The organism is Parabacteroides sp. AF39-10AC (genome assembly GCF_003635405.1).
GTDB lineage: Bacteria > Bacteroidota > Bacteroidia > Bacteroidales > Tannerellaceae > Parabacteroides > Parabacteroides distasonis.
In genome coordinates, this window is the sequence record NZ_QTLP01000009.1 from 150,977 (window position 1) to 172,132 (window position 21,156).

Below are 21,156 nucleotides of genomic sequence, written 5' to 3' on the forward strand. Positions count from 1 at the left end.
AAAGATAATTATTTTCCCATTCTATCCGCACATTTCTCCTTAAAAACACGATTATTTCGATACACGGGGAAATCACCAATTATGCATAAGAAGGATTAAGTATGCGTTGAGACTATAAATAGAGCCCCCTCACGCTATACTATCATGGAAATTGCGGAGGAGGCCGTTTCAGTCTAAAGAATCTTATAACTTGACAGAAATTTGTTCACCTTTGTACTCAATTACCTTTGCAGGCTTACCCTTATTATCCCATCCCGCAGGAGCATTCGGGCTTACGTAAATAATATTGAAAGTTCTCTCTGATAACATCCCGGGATAAGAGCCTTCACGACTACCGATTGTCAAAGTATTCGTCGCATCGCTATAATTAAAATCGATCTTCGAATAAGTTCCTTTCTGGTAATTATTGTTCGTACCTTCATCTTCATATAGATAGAAGGAGCCATCCTTTCCGGCATAAATATAGACATCTATCACTTCCGGTTTTTTCTCATTTACATAAGTGATCTCCGGACCATATAATAAGATACCACCTGACGGAGCAAATATCGGCATACGTTCGAATGGAGCCTCAACCTCCTGCTTTTGGCCACCTTTATAACGTTTACCCGTATATAGATCATACCAATCCGTTCCTTTCGGGAAATACACCTCACGGGAAGTCGCTTTATAGGTATATACCGGGGCGATCATCATAGAGGGGCCGAACATATATTGGGTAGAATTATCCCGGACAGCCAAGTCGGAGGCATAATCCATCACCAATGGACGCATAATCGTATAATCATCAAAATACGTCTTACCTGCCAACGAATAAATATAAGGCATCAAGCGGTAACGCAATTGATTATAATACAAGATCGTCTGATAGGCCGGATGATCTTCTGGGGCGATATTATAAATCTCACGCAATGGAAACTGTCCATGCGCACGGTACAAAGGGGTAAATGTGCCAAACTGATACCAACGGGCATTCAGTTCCCGCCATTCCTTCAAGTCGTCATTCTCAACACCGGTCTTGTCATAAATAAGCTGTCCTGTACGATAACGGTTCTCCACGCAGAAGCCACCGATATCCATTGTCCAATAAGGTATACCGGAGATTGAGAAGTTCAACCCCGCAGAAATCTGAGCTTTCAATTCCTCCCAACGAGTACCGATATCTCCGCTCCAAGAAGCGGTGGAATACCTTTGTAGGCCAGCGAATCCGGAACGAGTCAACAAAAATACGCGATCATCCGGATTTTCCTTCAATTGCCCCTCATAAATAGCCTGCGCATTCACCAACGCATACGTATTATAATATTGAGCTGAAGGGCCTAAAGCTGTCGGGCCGGTCAACGCCTTTTGGTAAGACATCGGTGTACAATCCTTAATATTCGGTTCGGAAGCGTCCATCCACCAAGCGTCCACTCCCAAACGATATAGGTTATCATTCATTTGTTTCCAGAATAACTTACGGGCACCGGGGGCATAAGCATCATAAAATGTAGCCACGAATCCAGGTGGAACAAAATCAAGGATGCTATCCTTAACCGCTTGCAGGTAAACCCATCCGTTAGCTGCCAATTCTTTATAATTCTTTGTGGTAGGATAAAATTTCGGCCAAACAGAGATCATGAAACGGGCATTCAAATCATGAATCGCATCAACCATACCTTTCGGATCAGAGAAACGTGCCGGATCAAACTCATGGCTTCCCCATGAATCAGTTTTCCAGTACTGCCAGTCCATGACAATATTATCCACACCCATTTTACGTTTTCGGAGCTCACGCAAGGCCGTCAATATCTCATCTTGCGTTTTATACCGTTCACGGCTTTGCCAAAAGCCCATCGCCCAAGCAGGCATGATCGGCGATTTACCGGTGACATACCGATAACCTGAGATTACCTCGTCCATCGAATCACCATGAATAAAATAATAATCTATATCATTTCCCATCTCCGACCACATAGACAATCGCCCTACTTCTTCTTCCGGACGAGGAGACAATACTTTCAACCCAATATAAGAGCCGGCTCCCTCACGCCATTCGATACGCACCGGGACTTTCTTTCCCGCTTGCAAATCGGCCGTGAATTTCACGCTATTAGGATTCCAAGAGGGCCGCCAACGTTCTTCTACCACCAGTTTATTATCCAAGAAGACTTTCGTATACGCTCCATAGAATAACTTAAAATGATAAACACCACTTTCTTTCGGTTCGATCTCACCTTCCCAAACGACCAAGCTGTTCCTGAAACGGAATCCTTCCGGGAATTTATCAAACGTCTCTCCCTTAAAATCAAACGTCTTCGGAAGAGGTTGGTGCGTAAACAGGGTCTCGTAATCAATTCTGGACTCTTGACGTTCCGCAAAGACCTCCAATCCATTATTTTTATAATAAGTAGCGGTCAAACCTCCCTCTTTCCCATTCTTATCGTACAACTTAAAGATATCCAAGTTCGAATAAGGGCGTGGATCACCGTACCGGGAATAAGAATAGTTATCGAATAAGACACCATAATTCTTGGAAGAAACCACGAAAGGCACCGATATCTTGGTATTATACTGATACAACTCCTCATTTTTCGATTTATAATTAAATTCATCCGACTGGTGCTGCCCCAATCCATAGAAAGCCTCGTCTTCCGGTGAATTAAATTGCTGGCGAGTCGTATAGCCTTTGCGACCTTCTACCTCTATCGGCGTAAACTGCCGTCCACCGTTACTTTCTCGCAATATTAGCTTACCCGACATATCATAGAATGTCACTTCTCCCGTAACAAGACTGACGGCCGCACGTAATTTGCCGGTATTCAGAAATACGGAATCCGAAGTCGATTCGACATTCCATTTTACCGGGGCCTTTACCGGAGCGACACGGACTAAGCTCTGCTTATCCTGAATCTTAGCCTCCGGGCTTGCCGTCACTTGAAGAACCTCATCATTCACAACCAACAAACGAACCGTTTTCGATTGGTTCAGCTCGCCTTCCGGCAAGCTGACCAATATACCATTCGCTATCTTTTTATATCCGGCCTGCGCCGAGAATGGTAAGACAGCCAATAGCCCATATAACAATAAATACTTACATCTCATATCCTCTAAATTTAAAGAATTAATAACCCGGATTTTGTGTTAATTTCGTATTTAACTCAAGCACAGAAGTAGGGATCGGGAAAACGGTTGTAAAACCGGTATTATCCACTACGTAATCGCCAGTGGCGACATTATGATGCACTCCCGCATAACGATCAGTCGTAGGTTCCGTATAAGTCCCGAAACGTATTTGATCCTGACGGCGCATCCCCTCATAAGAGAATTCCAACATGCGTTCATCCAAGATATCTTGCAAAGTCACGTTACTTTTCTGTCCGGCTTGTACACGGTCACGAATCTCATTCACTTCCGCATCACCGCTTTGTCCCATACGGACTTTCGCCTCAGCCGCCAATAACAAGGCATCTGCATACCTCCAGAACACCTTATCATTATTATGATTCAAATAAGAAGAAGTCGTATTATCCACCTCATATTTAGACATACGGGCTCCCGCAAATTTTAATATCTGGTTCGGTACATCCTCCTTAAAATCAACAACCACATCCATTGGGTTATAGCATAACTGAGCTCCATCGCCTAAACCCGCATCTATCGGCTTGCCATCCACGAACACCGGTCCATAAAAGAACGTCATATCCATACGGGGATCTTGTTCATCCGTACCGTACTTGAAAACTTTCATCTGTTCTACGGTAGCGCAGGCACCATTCCAACCTTGCAAGCCATAAGCGGATGCGTGGGCCGCATATAATGTACGAGTCGGATTATAATCGCTCACTTTATAGGTAGTACCATCACTCGGTTGAGTCCAGATATTTTCTACCGAACTATCGTTTGTCTTGGAAAAATTCTGGGAGAAGTTGGGTTGTAGACTATATCCCTCCTTCTCTATCTGTTTCTGACAATAAAGAACCGTCTCCCAAGCGTCACGAGTCGTACCATCCAACGCGATCTTAATATTTTTGCCCGCTTGGTTTACATACGGCGCAACTTTAGCGATACCACCCACCAAAGAACCATCATTCCAATCATCTTTTGACAAGATAGGACTATTAATAGCGACTTTCGCCATCGCCATATACCCCACAGCCTTGGTCACCCGGCCATAATACTTGCCCATATTCTGGCATTTTCCACTGGGCAAATGGGGAATGCAATCCGTCAACTCATCCACAATAAACTGATAGACCTCGCTTCTCGAAGATTGATTCACATCCGCCATCACAGTCTTCGAAGAAGTAACCAGAGGTACACGACCGAATAAATCGACCAAATGATAATACAGAATCGCACGCACGGCACGAGCCTCATATTGATAATCTTGCAGATAGCTCTCCCCACCCGCTTGAATGAAGGTCTCCAGATTATCGATCGAGGTATTACAGTTACCGATAATCGTATATAGCGCATTCCAAGTACTCTTTATCGTAGCGTTACCCGGACCATAATTATGCAAAAACAAGGATTGCCATTTACCTCCATCTACCCAGTCGCCTTGTCTTCCCGGCAATATCCAAGCATCGGAAGAAAACTCTTGTAAAGTATGCACATTATCCGTACTTCCATATAACCGATTCCCAAATGAGGTATAAATCGTAGCGATCGTATTTACATACACCAATTTCTCACTTTTATAAGCTTCTTCTTCCGGTATCTTACTCTTGGGATCCTCATCCAAAAATCCGGAACAAGCGGAGAATAAACCACCTAAAATCAGCATGGAGCTCACCAATACTTTTTTCATGACAATACGTATTAAAAGATTAACAATTAGAATTTAACACCCAGTGAGAGTGAATAAGTACGGCTCAACGGATAAATCAATTTATCATCCACACCCAACGTACCCGAAACAGAAGATTTAGACGCCACATTCGCCGAGTTGATAAGCGGCGTCATACCAGAATAACCTGTGATGGTCGCGACATTGTTAACAGAGAACGCCAAACGCAAGGATTTTAAATACTTCTCAATCTTCAGTTTCTTGACGGGAATATTATAACCTAACGTAATATACTCGATATTAACATAGTTACCATTTTCCAGATAATAATCAGAAATCTTGATGTCGTATATCCGCTTATCCAACGCCCCATCCAATATATTATAGGTTGGATACAATGATAAATTATTAAACGTCAAACTTGTACCATTATAGATTTTATGCCCGAACGCCCCATTTAATTGAACCGCCAGATCAAAATCTTTATATCGCATATTAACAAAGCCACCCATATATACCTTTGGTAACGCTTGACCCGCTATATAACGGTCACCGCTATCCGATAAGTCCACTTTGCCATCGCCATCCAGATCCGCGATATCATAAACAAACTTACCATCTTCCTTCTCTACCAATCCGTTGCAATGAGGAATATAGAATACGCCTAAGGGTTGTCCCTCCGTCAAGTAAGTAACACCCGCATACTGGGTTAAGCTAGGAGCGTTCACCGCCGATACTTGGATATATTTACTAGTCGTAAACTCTGACCCCATATATGTACCACTTAATGATTTAAGCTTATTCTTCTGGAAAGACAGATTCGTACCCACGGTTAATGAGAAATCTTTTTTCTTGATGATATCGCCGCTGATCGCTACCTCAAAGCCGTTATTGGTCATTTCTCCTAAGTTCGCAAGCATAGACGTATATACGAACGGAGGAACCGGAACGGTATAAGTGTACAACATATCTTTCGTAGTAGACGCATAATAATCCATTGTCAAGCGAAGACGGGATTGGAACATCGCTAAATCCACGCCCACATCAAACGTATACTTCTTTTCCCAACGCAAATCCGGATTTGGATTTGAATCGATATAGAAAGTAGTCGTAGCCGATCCATCCACCAAGGTCGTTCCATTCGGAGCCATCAAGGAGAGGGATTGATACGGATCGATCGCATCTTGATTACCGGTCACGCCATATCCGGCTCTCACTTTCAAGTTATCGATAAAAGTCAAGGACTTCATAAAAGCCTCGTTCGAGGCGATCCAAGCGACAGAAGCCGACGGGAAGAATCCCCATTTATTACCATAACCTAATTTAGAAGAACCGTCGCGACGGACATTCGCCGTAACTACGTAACGGCTATCATACATATAATTAAAGCGTGCCATATAAGATAATAAAGCGAAACGGGTAGCATTAGAGGTAGCGTCACCCCAACTTATGTTAGCACCGGCTTTCAAGTTATTATAGGTAAAATAATTCGTCTCGTAACCGCTGGTTTTCGTGGAAGACTCGAACAAAGACTGTGTCTGCGCCTCCAATAAAGCCAAAGCGTTAATGCTATGCCGTCCGAATTCCCTTGCGTAATTCAATTGGAGATTTCCCATCAAGTCATTTCGTTCCGCATATTTCAAATAGGCCTGTCCATTCCCGTTCATCGAACCCTGTTGGATATCATTCGGGATATAACGCCGGTCATTCAAGCTATAGTAAGTATACGAACCGAATCCCGTCAAGTTCAATCCCTTGATGATCTCCACGTTTACACGTCCGTTCACGTTCACATGAGAGGCTATTTTCTTATTTGTGATCTCCAACATACCTAAGGGGTTATATACCTCGATCGCGGTCTTATCCTCATCCCAGATACCCGTTTCCGGATTCTTATAGTTCGGATACGTAGGATTGTAAGCTGCCGCCGAATAAATCGTACGGTACATATCAAATTGATGATCGCCTTCCCTACGTGATCCAAACATGCCTAAATCAAACTTCACCCGTTTCTGGAAAGCATACTGGCTTGCGTCCACTTTGGCCGTATAACTATTGGAAGAAGAATTCTTCAACAAACCCGGACGGCGGATCACACCGAGAGAGGCCCTTAGATTGGAATTATCATTACCGCTCGTAAATGAGAGATTATGGGTCTGGGTAAGACTGGCAGAACGTTCCACCTCCTCAAACCAATTCGTACTCGCTCCCATATCATTCGTACTCAATCCCATAGCCACCGCACCGGCACGCCATTCATCGGCCGTTAACATTCCCAAGTTCTTATAAACCTTATTAACACCGAATAAACCATTATATTCAATTTGAGCGAAACCGGCTCTACCCTTGGCAGTCGTAACGACAATTACCCCGGACGCACCCCGTGAACCATACTGAGCCGTCTCCGAAGCATCTTTCAAGATAGTCAAAGACTCTATATCGGAAGGAGAGATGGCGTTCAACATACTTAAATCTCCAAATACCCCATCGATGATAACCAACGGATCATTGCCTCCGGATAGAGAGGTAGTACCCCGGATACGGATATTCATATCACTCGTAGGGTCTCCACCTACATTACTGATAACAACACCAGCGACCTTACCCTTTACCGCATCCAAAGGCTCCGTAACGACACCCGAGTTCATATCCTCTTTCTTTACTTTCTCCACAGCACCAGATACGGAACGCTTGTTTCCTATGGCGTAACCCACAACAACAACATCATCCAGCCTTTGAACGTCTTCATCCAATGCAACATTAACCACCGAAAGATTCCCTATACTCACCTTCTTACTTACATAGCCAATATAAGAGAAGACTAATGCCGCTTTTCCATTTTGTACTTCCAGCACATAATTCCCGTTAAAGTCGGTTATCGTCCCGTTTTGGGTACCTTCCTCCAGCACGCTGACACCGATCATCGGTTCTCCTTGGGCATCTTTTACAACCCCGCTAATTTTCTTATTTTGTTGCTTTATTACCGCATGGATCTCTTTGTTCGCCTTCGCTTTGTAGATTATAATATGCTCATCTTTTATCTCATACGTCAATCCCTGTTTTCTCAGAACCTTATTCAAGACATTCTCGAGTGGCTCTTTGCTGACATCAACAGACAAAACCTCTTTCAAATTGACTTCACTACTTTTATAGATAATAGAATAACCAGATTGTTTTTCCAACTCACGGAACACTTGTTCTAAAGTAGTCTGATTCAGAGATAAATCAAGAACAACCGGAGACTCTGTGGCAGCTAATATATTACTCGTATTTAGTATTAAAAATAACATGCCGATTGCCATAACACGAACTATAAAGTATGGAACACCATACTTTACACGAATTCCTGTGTCTTTCTTCATGATAGATAAATTTAAATATTAACAATAACTAGAGGTCATTTCAAATAGCTTGGCTCCTACACTCTTTTCCAGATTTCACTTCATAGGCAAATGAATTTAAGTATTAAACGTTCTTGACTAGCTTGATTTTTCCATCCTTCTGAATATATGTCCATGAGCGTTGGTAAGATAACTTTTTAAGAATATCATCCAAACTCACGTGTTTCCGGAAACTTGCGACATATTTATCATACTTTATCGACTCGGAGTCTATCTCGATCCTCACGTTGAACCGCCTTTCCAATATGGTAGAGATTTCTGCCAACGTCTGATCCTTAAACACCAGAATACCGTCCTTCCAGCACGTATAATCTTCCGCATCCACCTCATGGCAATAGAGTTTACCTGTATGGCTATCTTTAATTACCTGCTGATTAGGAGATAATATCATATTCTCCTTGCCATGATCCGTCAATACTTGCACGGAACCTCTTTCCAAGGTCAACACGGCTTGGCGATCAGTATCATAAGCCTTGAAACTAAAACGGGTACCCAATACTTTCGCCGAGAATTGCTTCGTATGTACGATGAACGGGCTCTCCATCTTCTTCCTGACATCAAAGAATCCTTCACCCTGTAAGCACACTTCACGGTTATCGGAAAATTCGGCCGGATATGTCAAGCTAGATCCTCCATTCAACGTAACTTGAGTACCATCAGAAAGGGTGAGATGCGTGATAGCACCCTCCGGAACTTCCACGACAATAGGCGCTTGAGCCGTTAAGAGCTGCCGACTATTGATGATTCCGATAGAAACGATTACAGAAGAAAGAATCAAGATTGCGATAGAAGCGGCCACCGGCCAATAACGGAATAGACGGGTTCTTCTAGTTGCCATCAGATTATAACGACGTCCCAACTTCTCTTCCACCCGTTTGAAAACAGCCTCTTTTCCCTCCTCCGCTTCTTGAACGGATAAAGTGTGTTTCGCTTTTATCGCATTTAAAAGCTGTAAAATCAGCTTTATCTCTTTTTCTTGATTCTTTTGATTATCCACAATCATACACTTTTTACTTGTAGGAGCCACCTACATTTGATTAATGATTCTATAAATAAAGAGTATGGAAGTCTTTTTTACCTATAAAGGGTATCACGAGTTTAACATTCATTAAAACAACAGATGAATTCTCCTTTTAACGACATTGTAATATCGGCTCACCGCATCCAACATTTTCCGGATTGCGATATTCATTTGTTGCTCCACGGTTCCTTCCGTTATTGACAAGGCTTGAGCGATCTCTTTATGCTTCATTCGCTCTTCACGAGCCAATAAGAAGATTAATTTGCAGCGTTCGGGGAGTTCGGAAAGGGCTTTATTATATACCTCTGTCATCTCGGCGTCAAGCAGATCACTATCTACCTCATTCGTATCTATATACAAATCTATCGGTAGCTCATCAATGGATATGTTTTGGCGTTGATGCTCTTTCTGTTTCAAGTAATGGAAAGATTCGTTTCTACTGATGATAAATAACCAAGCGTTCAGGTCTTCTATATCAATCAATTCTTCCCTTCTTTTCCATAGGATACAGAATACCTCGGATACGACTTCCTCACGATCTTCCTTATTTGGCAGAAAATATCCCACAAAACGATTGACCGTGGCATATTGTATGTCAAACAACTCACGAAAAGAGGCATAATCTCCTTTCGCGACACGAGACAGTAGAGTTTTTAATATGAATTCGTTTTTCATTACGATTAGTCAAATCCATTGTCTTTCATAACAGATGGACTCATCTCTCTCCTTTTGTGGCAAAAGTAATAAAAAACTTATAAACAAAAAGCCTTATCAAATATTTAGCTTCTTCTTAATAAGAGGGAAGCACTTATATATGATAAGGCCTATAAAAGATACAAGACTTACTAACTATAAGCTATGCTGGAACATCCAAGCCAGATAATCCGGTTCGGCGAAAGCGTTATCCCAACTGTTATGGTCTACACCGGGAAATTCCTTATAACGGACATCAGCTCCTGCTTTCTTCAATGCCTCATTAGCGTCACGGGAGAATTGTACATCGACTACGCTATCGGAGCCGCCATGATAAATACTGAAAGCCGTCTTGCCCTTAAAGTTTGCCAAACGTTGCAAATTCGCTCCACCACAGATCGGGGTGGCAGCGGCAAACAGGTTCGGGTAACGCATCACGATATCGAACGTGCCCATACCTCCCATCGATAGGCCGGTTACGTAAATGCGTTTCGTATCGACCTTACCTTCCGCTATATAACTATCCAATAATTCCTTGACTGCGGCCATTGATTGCGTGGCCGGGGCATTCAACGGATAAAAACGCTTCCCTTCTTTTCCGGCGTTCAATCCCTTATATTCAGACCAAGTCTTCTCTGCCGGGCATTGAGGCGCTATGATGATAGCCGGATATTTGGTTTGATTCTCGAAAGAAGCGAACATATCGCCACCATGTACTAATTGGGCCTCATTATCCGACCCTCGTTCGCCCGCTCCGTGCAGGAACAGGATTACTGGGTATTTCTGCGCCGGATTATAATCTCGGGGATACAGAACCCGATAATTCAATTGATAACCATCACGAGCCGTAAACTGCTTTTTCAAAAAACTAGCCTTATCACCAGCATATCCAGCAATGGAGAGAAGAAGGCAAAGAGACAGAAAAAAAATACTTCTAAGTGTTTTCATAATCATATATTCAAATGTAAATACTATCTACCTAGATCGATAACTTCCGCAAATATAATTAAATAGTCTGTTAAGGCGTTGTATAATATCAAGATTAAACCAACTATTAGGACGTGAGCGGATTCGTTGGGATGCTTTAGATGTAGATTTGAGCTTGTCTATCATAGCAAATCCAGATAAATACCCGTTAGTAAGTAAATAATTGAATATTGTATGTATTTTGTAGAGACAGATTGTCCTATCTCTACAAAATACATTTGAAAATGATACCGAAAGATTATTGGGCTTCCTGTATTTTTGTCGCTTCTGATACACCGTTCTCGTTGAATGCCTCGATGGTGAAATAATAAGGCTGGTCGGTGGACAGACTCTTTAATAGTAATTCATTCTTTCCGTATAGGAGCCATGAATTGTATAGTTTATCGGGAGCGATACCCCAACGGATGTTGTAGCCTTGGCTGTTCTTGACAGCGTCCCAGGTAATCATCGCGTCACGGCGATCCGCTTGGCGAACGACCTTGAAGTTCTTCACCGTCGCAGGCTTCTTGCCCTCACCGATACCGAACACACGCAAGTCCGAGATCGCCAGATGAGGCGTCGGGACCTCTATATTCTTATAACGGACATAACGGACACGAGCCGGATTATCCACTTGTACGTAATCATTCGGGACATCCTTATAATTATTCCGGCGATCCACCAACGTTACCCAATCCTGCCCGTCCAAAGAGCCTTCCACCGCATAACGGTGGCGTAAACCGGGAATACGTCCATACATATTCGATTGATGATCGTGATAATTCACTTGCACGGCATATACCATAGCGGGAGCCTCCAGATCGATCTCTACCCATTCGGTATCTCCATTCGTGCGAGCCATCCAGAATGTCTTACATTCCTCATCCGTCAAGTTGGCCGGAAGGAAATTGGCGGAGGTCTTGGGACGGTTCGATTCCGTGAATCCTTGCGCGGCGGGAGCGGAACCCTCCGCATACGAGGAAGCTTTCACCGGCTTTTTATAAGAAAGCAACATCCACCCCGTAAACTCTCCTTTCTTTCCCGGCTCGGCGGGAGCGTAATGCGGATAATCACCGAAGTTATTATCACAATACATAATGCCCTCCTTATCGAAGAAAGTAGGATACATGCAGAGGCGACGCTCCCAATTCACCGTAGCCGAGAGAGACATAGAGGCGAAATGCCAATAATTACCTCCCGGCCCCACCAAGGTACTTCCGTGTCCGGCACCATTCATGAAACCACCGGGCTTATAGCTTACCGGGTTATGCGATTGATACTTATACGGACCTAATGGGGAGTCCGCCACATAAACACCATCGGCATATACGTTGAATTCCGTACCGGGGGCGGCATACTGCATATAATATTTACCGTCGTGCTTGGTCAGCCAAGCCCCTTCCATATAGCCTCCCAATACCGTATCGGTATGGTTCTCGCCAAAACGTTCCCAGCCATGCTTCGGCATATCCAAGCCGAAAAGCTCGACCGTCTCACCCTCGATCAAGAAACGGTCATCCTTATTCAGTTTCTTGCCCCGAAGCGGATAAACATTGGAAGAGCCCCAGAATAAATAAGCTTGCCCGTCATCATCGATGAATAAATCCGGGTCTTGTAGGTCGTGGAGTATAGCAGGAGTAGCGTTCCAATTACCGGATTTCGGATCATCGGTATAAAGAACGCTCATGGAGCCGGACGGATCACCCATCACATAAAGCACGGAATCCTTATAATTATGAGCGGCGGGAGCGTTGGAACCCTGAGGATACCAGTTTTTACCGGGAGTGATAAAATCCCAGTTCAATAAGTCTGTCGAATGCCAGTAGCCATGCGAGCGGGTTACGAACATATAATACTCGCCCCGGAACTCCACCACGGCGGGATCGGCCCCCGAACGGTACGACAGGTTGTTCGACGAGTTATAAATCATATACGTATAATCCACATTAAGCGGATTACAATACGTATTCGCCCGCATGGATTGAGCGGTGGCGGAACCTCCGGAAGCAGCCAAGAACAGAGCCGAAAAGATATATTTTGATAATAGTTTCATGTTGATATGTATTAATTTTTACCGCAGAGAGAAAGAAGACTGATTCGCCTCGTCGGCAGAATTCAAGCCTACCCAAACCGTGAAATCACCCGGCTCGGCTTTCTTCTGCATATCGATACCATAGAAAGCCAGCAAAGCTTCGTCAATCGTGAAAGAGACTTGCTTCTTCTCGCCCGCTTTCAAAGTCACCTTCTCGAAACCTTTCAGCTCTTTAACCGGACGGGTCACGCTACCCGCCAAGTCGCGGATATACATCTGGATGACCGTCTCGCCATCCACCTTACCCGTATTCTCTACCTCAGCCGTTACCGTGATCTTACCCCCTTTCGTGAAAGAGTTCTGATCCAGCTTCATAGAGTTCACGGCGAAAGTCGTATAGCTCAAGCCATAACCGAACGGATACAACGGTGTGTTAGGCACATCCATATATCTGGATTTATAATCCGTATCCGGAGCTTCCGGAGGAACCGGGCGGCCTGTCGGTTTCTGATTGTAATACAGAGGCAATTGACCTACCGTACGAGGGAAAGACATCGTCAAGCGAGCGGACGGATTATAATCGCCACTGATCACATCAGCCATACCATGACCCGCCATCGTTCCCAGATACCAAGCCTCCAAGATACCGTCGACATGCTGATCCTCCCAAGAAAGATCCAAAGGACGTCCGTTCACCAAGATCAAACCTAGAGGTTTACCCGTCTTTTTCAATTCTTTCAACAAGGCTTGTTGAGCGCCCGGCAATTTCAAGTCCGTACGGCAAGCGGCCTCACCACTCCAGTTGAAATCCTCGCCCATAGCCGCCAATACGATATCCGCACGGCGAGCCGTAGCGATCGCCTCAGCGAATTTAGATGAATCATCAGTCAAGAGATCACATCCCTCGGCATAAATGAACTTCACGTTCGTACCGGCATATTTCTCGGTCAGGCCCTCGAACAAAGAGATACTCTCCTCACGCTCACCCCGGCCGGCCCACTCGCCATTCTGGTTGATCTTATCTTTTACCATCGGGCCGATCAAGGCTACCGTAATATGCTTATCCTTCGAGATCGGAAAGAAGTTATTATCATTCTTCAAAAGGACGATCGAGCGAGCGGAAGTCTCACGAGCCTCTTGCAAGAACTCCGGCTTCATGATCGTATTCTTCTCACGCTCATTGTCCAAGTAACGATACGGATCATCGAACAAGCCCAAGAGGAACTTCATCTCCAAGATGCTCGCCACGGCACGGTCGATATTCTCTTCCGAGACTTTACCCTCTTTCACGGATTGTACAAGATATTGGCTGTAGATGCCACCCGTCATATCCATATCGATACCGGCGTTCGCAGCCAGTTCCCCAGCCTCCTTGTCATTTCGCACGATACTATGGGCTACCATCTCATTGATACCGGTATAATCGGTAACCACGAAACCATTGAAGCCCCAGTCCTCACGTAACAAATCGGTCATCAACCATTTATTACCCGTGCTGGGCACTCCGTTGATCTCATTGAAGGAGGCCATGAACGTAGCGACTCCCGCTTCCTTAGCCGCTAAATAAGGCGGCATATAATAATTCATCAATGTATTTTGCGACAACTCGGACGTATTATAATCACGTCCGGCCTCAGCGGCCCCATAAGCGGCAAAGTGCTTGCAACAAGCCAAGACCGTATTCACGTCGGCCAACGAACGCCAATCGTTTCCTCCTTGGAAACCCTCGACACGGGCCTTCGCGATCAAGCTTCCCAAATACGGGTCCTCACCGGCACCTTCCATTACACGTCCCCAACGGGCATCCCGGGAGATATCCACCATCGGGGCGAACGTCCAAGCGATACCGGAAGCGCTCGCCTCATCCGCCGCGATCGCCGCGCTTTTACGCATCCGCTCCAAATCCCAAGAGCAGGATTCCGCCAACGGCATCGGGAAAATCGTACGATAGCCGTGCACGACATCATAACCAAACAATACGGGTATCTTCAAACGGCTCTCGGACAGAGCCATCTCTTGCATTTTACGTACGCCATCTACCGTATATACATTAAACAAGCTTCCTACAAGACCTTGTTTCAGCAAAGTCTCATAATCCCCCGTCATAACCGGGCCGGTTACATCCCAGTTACAGGAGTATTGGGCCATCTGCCCCACCTTTTCCTCCAAGGTCATTAATTGGAGCACAGAATCTACACGGCGTTCAATATTTTTGTCGCCGCTGAAGCTTTTCCAGCCACTTACAGCGGGTTGCTGGCATCCACCTAAGGTAGCGGCAACGGCCGCACCAGCGATAAAAGTCGTTAACCTTTTCATTATTCGTATCTGTATTATTTGTTCCAAGTTACCTGCGCCGATTTCACGTCCCGGGAGTTCGTACCTACGTAAATATTGAATAAGCCCGGTTCCCAGATGTATTCCAACGCGCTGTTATAAAATTTCAAGTCTTCCGGCGTAATCGTAAAAGAGACTTTTCGGCTCTCACCCGGTTTCAAGGAGATCTTCTGGAAGTTCTTCAACTCTTTCATCGGACGGGAGATGCTGGCAGCCGGATCGCCGATATATAACTGTACGACTTCCTCGCCCTCTAGCTTGCCCGTATTCGTCACCTGTACGCTGGCGGTCAATACACCGTTCTCTCCTTGCACACTCGTCTTATCCAGCTGAAGATCACCGTAAGAGAAAGTCGTATAACTCAAGCCATAGCCAAACGGATACAAAGGATCGTTCGTGATATCCAGATATTTAGAAGTGAAATGATCATCCGGATTCATTGGGCGGCCTGTTTTCTTAGCATTGTAATACAAAGGAATCTGGCCTACGCTACGAGGGAATGTAGTCGTCAATTTACCGGAAGGATTCACGTCGCCGAACAATACGTCCACCAATCCGCGAGCCGCGGCGGAACCTCCATGCCAAGCCTCAACGATCGCGGAGAATTGGCTATCCTCCCACTCCAAGGTCAACGGACGGCCATTCGCCAAGACCAACACCACCGGTTTACCGGTCTCCAACAAAGCTCTTAACAGCTCTTTCTGGCTCTCCGGCAAACTAATATCCGCACGGCTGCAAGCCTCTCCGGACCAGTTATTCGGCTCACCCATCACGGCGATGATACGATCCGCATCTTTCACTTGCTCAACCGCTTCCTTCACCAAACGGGTATTCTCCACCGGATCAACCTTCAAGCCACTGGCTTTCGCCAACATCGGCTCGTTCGTCAAATTACATCCCTTGGCGAAAATCACACGGGCCTTATTGCCAACCATTTCCTGCACGGCCTGCACTACGGAAGCTGACTTCGCCGTATCGATACCACACCATGTCCCGAACAACTCAACCTTCTTATCCGCCAACGGGCCTACCACGGCGATCGTCCCTGTCTTTCGCAAAGGCAACAAACCCTTGTCATTCTTCAACAAGACAATGGATTTGCCGGCGATATGGCGAGCCGTATTCATATGCTCATCCGTGAATGTATTCTTTTTCGCACGATCCGCGTCCAAGTAGCGATAAGGGTCCTCGAACAAGCCTAATTTATATTTCGCCTCCAATACACGGCGGCAAGCCTGATCGATATCCGCTTGAGACACACGGCCCTCTTCCAACGACTTCTTCAAGGTCGTGATATAACCATTTGTCATCATATCCATATCCAAGCCGGCATGCAAAGCCAAGGCCGATACGGTCTGCGTATCACCCAAACCATGATTGGTCATCTCGCCGATCGAATTATAATCGGAAACGACAAACCCATTGAATCCCCATTGATCACGAAGCAAATCGGTCAATAACCAACGGTTACCCGTAGCCGGAATCGCCTCCACCAAATTAAAGGAAGACATGGCCGTGGCACAACCAGCCTCTACAGCCGCTTTATAAGGAGGGAAATACTCATTAAACATCTTGATACGGCTCATATCCACCGTATTATAATCACGACCGGCCTCGGAAGCGCCATACAAGGCAAAGTGCTTCAAGCAAGACAAGATCGTGTTCTCTTTCGTCAAGTCATCTCCTTGATAACCTCTCACCATGGCGGCGGCGATCTTTCCACCCCACCAAGGGTCCTCTCCACTACCCTCGGCGATACGTCCCCAACGAGCGTCACGGGCGATATCCACCATCGGGGAATACGTCCATGTCACACCGTTTGAGCTGGCCTCGATAGCGGCGATACGGGCACTTTGCTCGATCAACGTCGTATCCCAGCTACAAGACAAAGCCAATGGGATCGGGAAGATCGTATGATATCCATGAATTACATCCAGTCCGAACAAAAGCGGAATTCCTAAGCGAGATTCCTTAACCGCTATCTCCTGCAATTTACGGAACGTCTCCAGCTCCGAGCCTCCCGTAGCACCCAGCCAGCCCCGACGAATCGTCTCGTCCGCACCTTCCGAGCCACTCAAGATGCCGGGAACACCACCACCGGACAAGTTCAGCTGTCCGATCTTCTCATCCAAAGTCATTTTACCCATCAACTGATCGATAAACGTATCCATCGCTCTCGTATCTTGAACGGGCTTTTGTCCGTATGCCGCAAGTGCCAAACAAGCGGCGAATGATAATATAATCTTTCTCATGTTATTTAAATATTAAGATTCTCTCGCATTATGGATCGTGAAACCCAAGTTCTTCAAACCGTCCTGGATTTCCGGACAGCTCATAAACAAACGCCACAGAAGGCCCGTACGGTAATTCTCGATCATCGGGGTGATCGTACATTGGTCTATCGCCAGATAACGACGCGGATACCAATTCTCGCCTTCACTGAAAGCGTCGTAAAAACCATACTTACCCCAGATGCTATCTCCCAGATTGAAATAGAAATGCTTCAATGCCTTCGAGGATTCCTCCGGTGTATACGGATAACTGCTCAAGGCGGCTGTCGGCGTAATTACCCCATGATCGTTGGAGGGCATATGCGCGTTATAGCCTTTCACGGAATAGCTGGCGGTCAATCCCCAGCAAGCGTCGCTATATCCCTTGAAGCCCTTCGGATTCTCCGCGCAATAACGGTAATCGATCAATACGTGATTCCGGTTCAAGTCCCAGTAGTTAGCGTATCGATCCGATAAGCCGACCGGACATAGGCCGATATAAGAATAATGTGCCCAGAACAACGGACCGCCGTACTCCTCGGCATAATTATGTTTCAAGATCAAAGGTAAATCGTAAGCGACCGCATCGCTCTTGATCCCTCCTTTACGAGCCCATCCGTTATGATAAGCGGAAGCCGGGATCGGATACGTAGGCGAAGACGCCGCCAAAATATAAGTAATCAGACATTCATTGTAACCTTCCAAAGGAAAATTCATCTCCCATGCGTAATTCGGGCTCCAATGCCAATACAATACATCCTGCCCGTTCAAATACCATGTCCATTCCATCTCACGCCATAGCTGGTCAATCTTCGCGGCCAACGCTTTCTCGCTCGCATTACCGTCCTTGAAATATTGGCGTACGCATAAGAGACCTTGCATTAAGAAAGCGCTCTCTACCAAATCGCCTCCGTCATCCTTCTGGCCGAAAGGCTTTACCTTACCCGTAGGTCCATGCATCCAGTGAGGCCAGACCCCATGGAAACGATCGGCCTTCGCCAAGTAATCAGCGATTTGATGAAAACGGGCCACACCTTCCTCACGGGTGATAAAACCACGCTCAATACCTACCAACAGCCCGGCGATGCCAAAACCACTACCTCCGGTGGTCACGATATCAGCGTCGTTCTCAGGATACACGCCATCCATATGGATACGCTCACAGGCCAGTCCGGAGGTAGGCTCCGCACCTTCCCACATATAATTAAAGTGAGCCTTTTGTATATAGGTCAAGAATTCATCATCCGACTGAAAATCCAACTTACGCTCACTGGCCGTAGACTCTGCGGATGTGTCACTTTTCTTGGCCTCATGACAAGCGGTCAACGAAAAGCCAAGCAACAGGGTAACAACGCCTGTACGGAAATAGGTATTCATAGATATATACATTTAAAATAGTTATCGTCTCAATACTTTACTCATCGGTGAACGACCGCTCTCTCCCAATGCCTCGATCGAGAAATAATAGTCCGTATCCTTATCCAAGCCCCTGAAATCGTACATCGTATCTCCCAGTACCGTGATACTGTTGTACAATTTATCCGGCGCTATACCATAATAGATATTGTAAGCGTACGCCTCTTTTACCGGCTCCCAAGTGATCATCGCATTCCGCTTATCCGCTTTTGAGCGTTCCACCTTTAAGTTCTTAACGGCGGCGGGAGCTTCTCCCAAACCATTTCCAAAAATACGAAATCCGGACATAGCGAAGTTGCCCGAAGGCACATGTTCGTTCACTATTTTCAAATAACGGGTTTTCAAAGGCTCACGCAACTCGATATAGTCGTGCGGAACGTCCTTGTCGTTATCGCTCTTATCGACTACCAATTCCCAATTTTGTCCATCTATAGAATGATAAATACGATATTGATGATACAAGTCCATCGCCTTATTATGCTGTACGGCTCTATGCTCGTAATAGTTCAACTGGATCGCACGTACCTCTTTCAATCCCTCTAAAGAGATCTGGAGCCATTCACCCGGCTCTCCCGAGCGGGCGGACCAGAAAGTACGCATGCTCTCATCCGTTACATTCTCTGGTACTAACGTACTATCCATGGAAGAGGCCATCACCGGTTTTCCATACGATAGCAACATCCAGCCGGAAAACGTATTCGCGATATCATCTACCTTCCCTTTCGGCGTAAGCAAAGGATAGTCCCCGAAAGCGGTGTTCGAATACATCACGCCATCCTTATCGAATGCCGTAGGGTACAAACCAATACGACGCTCAAACTTATATTTCAAAGAAAGCATGCAAGTAGCCACATGCCAGTAATTGCCATACGCATCCTCGAAAGTACCACCATGACCGGCACCTTGTACGAAACCTCCCGGCTTATAGCTCATCGGGTTATGTTTCTGGTAGGTGAACGGGCCCATCGGCTTGTCGGATACATAGACACCATCCGCATAGACCTTGAACTCCGTTCCCGGCGCACCGTATTGGAAATAATATTTACCGTTATGCTTGGTCACGAAAGCTCCTTCCGTAAAAGGCGCTAAAGTCGTACTATCGTCATTGTTCATCCCGAAACGTTCCCATCCGTGTTCTTCCGGGCGCAGCATCATGATCTCTTGGATCTTGCTGATCGGGTGGAAATCACGGCGATCCAATTCCACTCCCTTCAAAGCAAACTCATTACTTGAACCATAGTACATATACAAACGTCCGTCATCATCCAGCAAAAATGCCGGGTCCCAGCTAGGAAGAGCCGTTTTCTCCACATACCGCTTGAACTTTCCGCTTTTCGGGTTCGTACTATACCAAATAGGCAATCCCGCATAGGTAGAACCGGTATAGAACAAGGTATCTCCACTTACGAAAGCGGCCGGAGCGCACAAGTCGTCATCTTCCGGATAACGTTGGAAACCGGCGAATACAAACTCCCAATTGCTCAAATCCTTGGAATAATAGAATCCGGCTTGGTTCGTGGCGAAAAGGAAATATTCCCCTTTATACATGACCATCATCGGATCGGCCGTAGAGCGGAAAGAGCCATTCTTTACCAAATCCGGCAGATTCGCCCGGAAGCAGTAGCTCAAATTCATCGGGTTGCAATAGGTAGAGGGATGATCGGCCGTAGCGTCGAACCAGCGGGTGGCTTGCTGAGGAGCTTTTACCCGTACATCACGAGGATCCGCTTCCATCCGGATATCTATTTTCGTATCGTTATCGCCAAACGTGCGATAAGCGTACTTCATCCCCGGATAATACACGAATAACTCATGATCGTAGCGGCTTGCTTGTATCTTATAATAGCCTGTCGCATCGGTGGTATAATGAACCGGGCTAGCCGTGAACATCACTGTAGCGCCTTCCAAGGGCTTGCCGTCCGGTCCGGTAATCGTACCTTCCAGAAAATGCTCTGGGGATACGGTAATATAGTAATCGCTTACCTGCCCTTTGATCACGATCACGGAATCTCCCCGCTCGTTTACTTGAGCGTTTACGGTAGAGACCGCAAAGAAAGAGGCAAGGAGTGATACGAGCATACACTTATTGTAGGCTTTTAAGGAAGCGCTAGAAACTCCTACGTCTTTCCGGAAAAACATGTACGTGTTTTCCGAAAAAGACGTACATGTTTCCGAGAAAACACGTACATGTTTTTTCCAAGAAGCGATAGCCCTATTTATTCTATTACATGCCAGCATATTATGTTCAAGAT

11 protein-coding genes are annotated in these 21,156 nt (G+C 45.8%); all 11 read right to left on the reverse strand.

Translation table 11 applies throughout. From position 1 onward, the window contains the following. Window positions 1–183 precede the first annotated feature (183 nt). Entirely contained in the window at window positions 184–3,084 is a 2,901-nt protein-coding gene (locus DW033_RS10440) for a TIM-barrel domain-containing protein (RefSeq protein ID WP_009275432.1), read from the reverse strand. A gap of 19 nt (window positions 3,085–3,103) precedes the next feature. Then, window positions 3,104–4,792: a RagB/SusD family nutrient uptake outer membrane protein gene (locus DW033_RS10445; RefSeq protein ID WP_009275433.1), complete on the reverse strand. Its 1,689-nt coding sequence runs from the start codon at window positions 4,790–4,792 to the stop codon at window positions 3,104–3,106. Window positions 4,793–4,818: 26 nt separating this feature from the next. Then, complete coding sequence (locus DW033_RS10450) at window positions 4,819–8,133, reverse strand: SusC/RagA family TonB-linked outer membrane protein (RefSeq protein ID WP_009275434.1); 3,315 nt, start codon at window positions 8,131–8,133, stop codon at window positions 4,819–4,821. A gap of 103 nt (window positions 8,134–8,236) precedes the next feature. After that, entirely contained in the window at window positions 8,237–9,175 is a 939-nt protein-coding gene (locus DW033_RS10455; protein WP_009275435.1) for a FecR family protein, read from the reverse strand. A 105-nt stretch (window positions 9,176–9,280) separates the two neighbouring features. Further along, the gene (locus tag DW033_RS10460; protein ID WP_005863638.1) at window positions 9,281–9,868 is read right to left on the reverse strand and encodes an RNA polymerase sigma factor; all 588 of its coding nucleotides are present in this window, start codon (window positions 9,866–9,868) and stop codon (window positions 9,281–9,283) included. Window positions 9,869–10,042: 174 nt separating this feature from the next. Continuing rightward, complete coding sequence (locus DW033_RS10465; RefSeq protein WP_122144863.1) at window positions 10,043–10,840, reverse strand: prolyl oligopeptidase family serine peptidase; 798 nt, start codon at window positions 10,838–10,840, stop codon at window positions 10,043–10,045. Between the two features lie 271 nt (window positions 10,841–11,111). Continuing rightward, window positions 11,112–12,905, reverse strand: a complete 1,794-nt coding sequence (locus DW033_RS10475) for a family 43 glycosylhydrolase (RefSeq protein WP_122382734.1) — start codon at window positions 12,903–12,905, stop codon at window positions 11,112–11,114. 18 nt (window positions 12,906–12,923) lie between these two features. Next, the gene (bglX, locus tag DW033_RS10480; protein ID WP_009275439.1) at window positions 12,924–15,200 is read right to left on the reverse strand and encodes a beta-glucosidase BglX; all 2,277 of its coding nucleotides are present in this window, start codon (window positions 15,198–15,200) and stop codon (window positions 12,924–12,926) included. Window positions 15,201–15,214: 14 nt separating this feature from the next. Then, on the reverse strand, window positions 15,215–17,470 hold the full coding sequence (gene bglX / locus DW033_RS10485; RefSeq protein WP_122114993.1) for a beta-glucosidase BglX: 2,256 nt from the start codon (window positions 17,468–17,470) through the stop codon (window positions 15,215–15,217). A gap of 12 nt (window positions 17,471–17,482) precedes the next feature. Further along, window positions 17,483–18,877: a glucoamylase family protein gene (locus DW033_RS10490; protein ID WP_122382735.1), complete on the reverse strand. Its 1,395-nt coding sequence runs from the start codon at window positions 18,875–18,877 to the stop codon at window positions 17,483–17,485. Between the two features lie 9 nt (window positions 18,878–18,886). After that, complete coding sequence (locus DW033_RS10495) at window positions 18,887–21,043, reverse strand: family 43 glycosylhydrolase (RefSeq protein ID WP_005860287.1); 2,157 nt, start codon at window positions 21,041–21,043, stop codon at window positions 18,887–18,889. Between the last annotated feature and the right edge of the window lie 113 nt (window positions 21,044–21,156).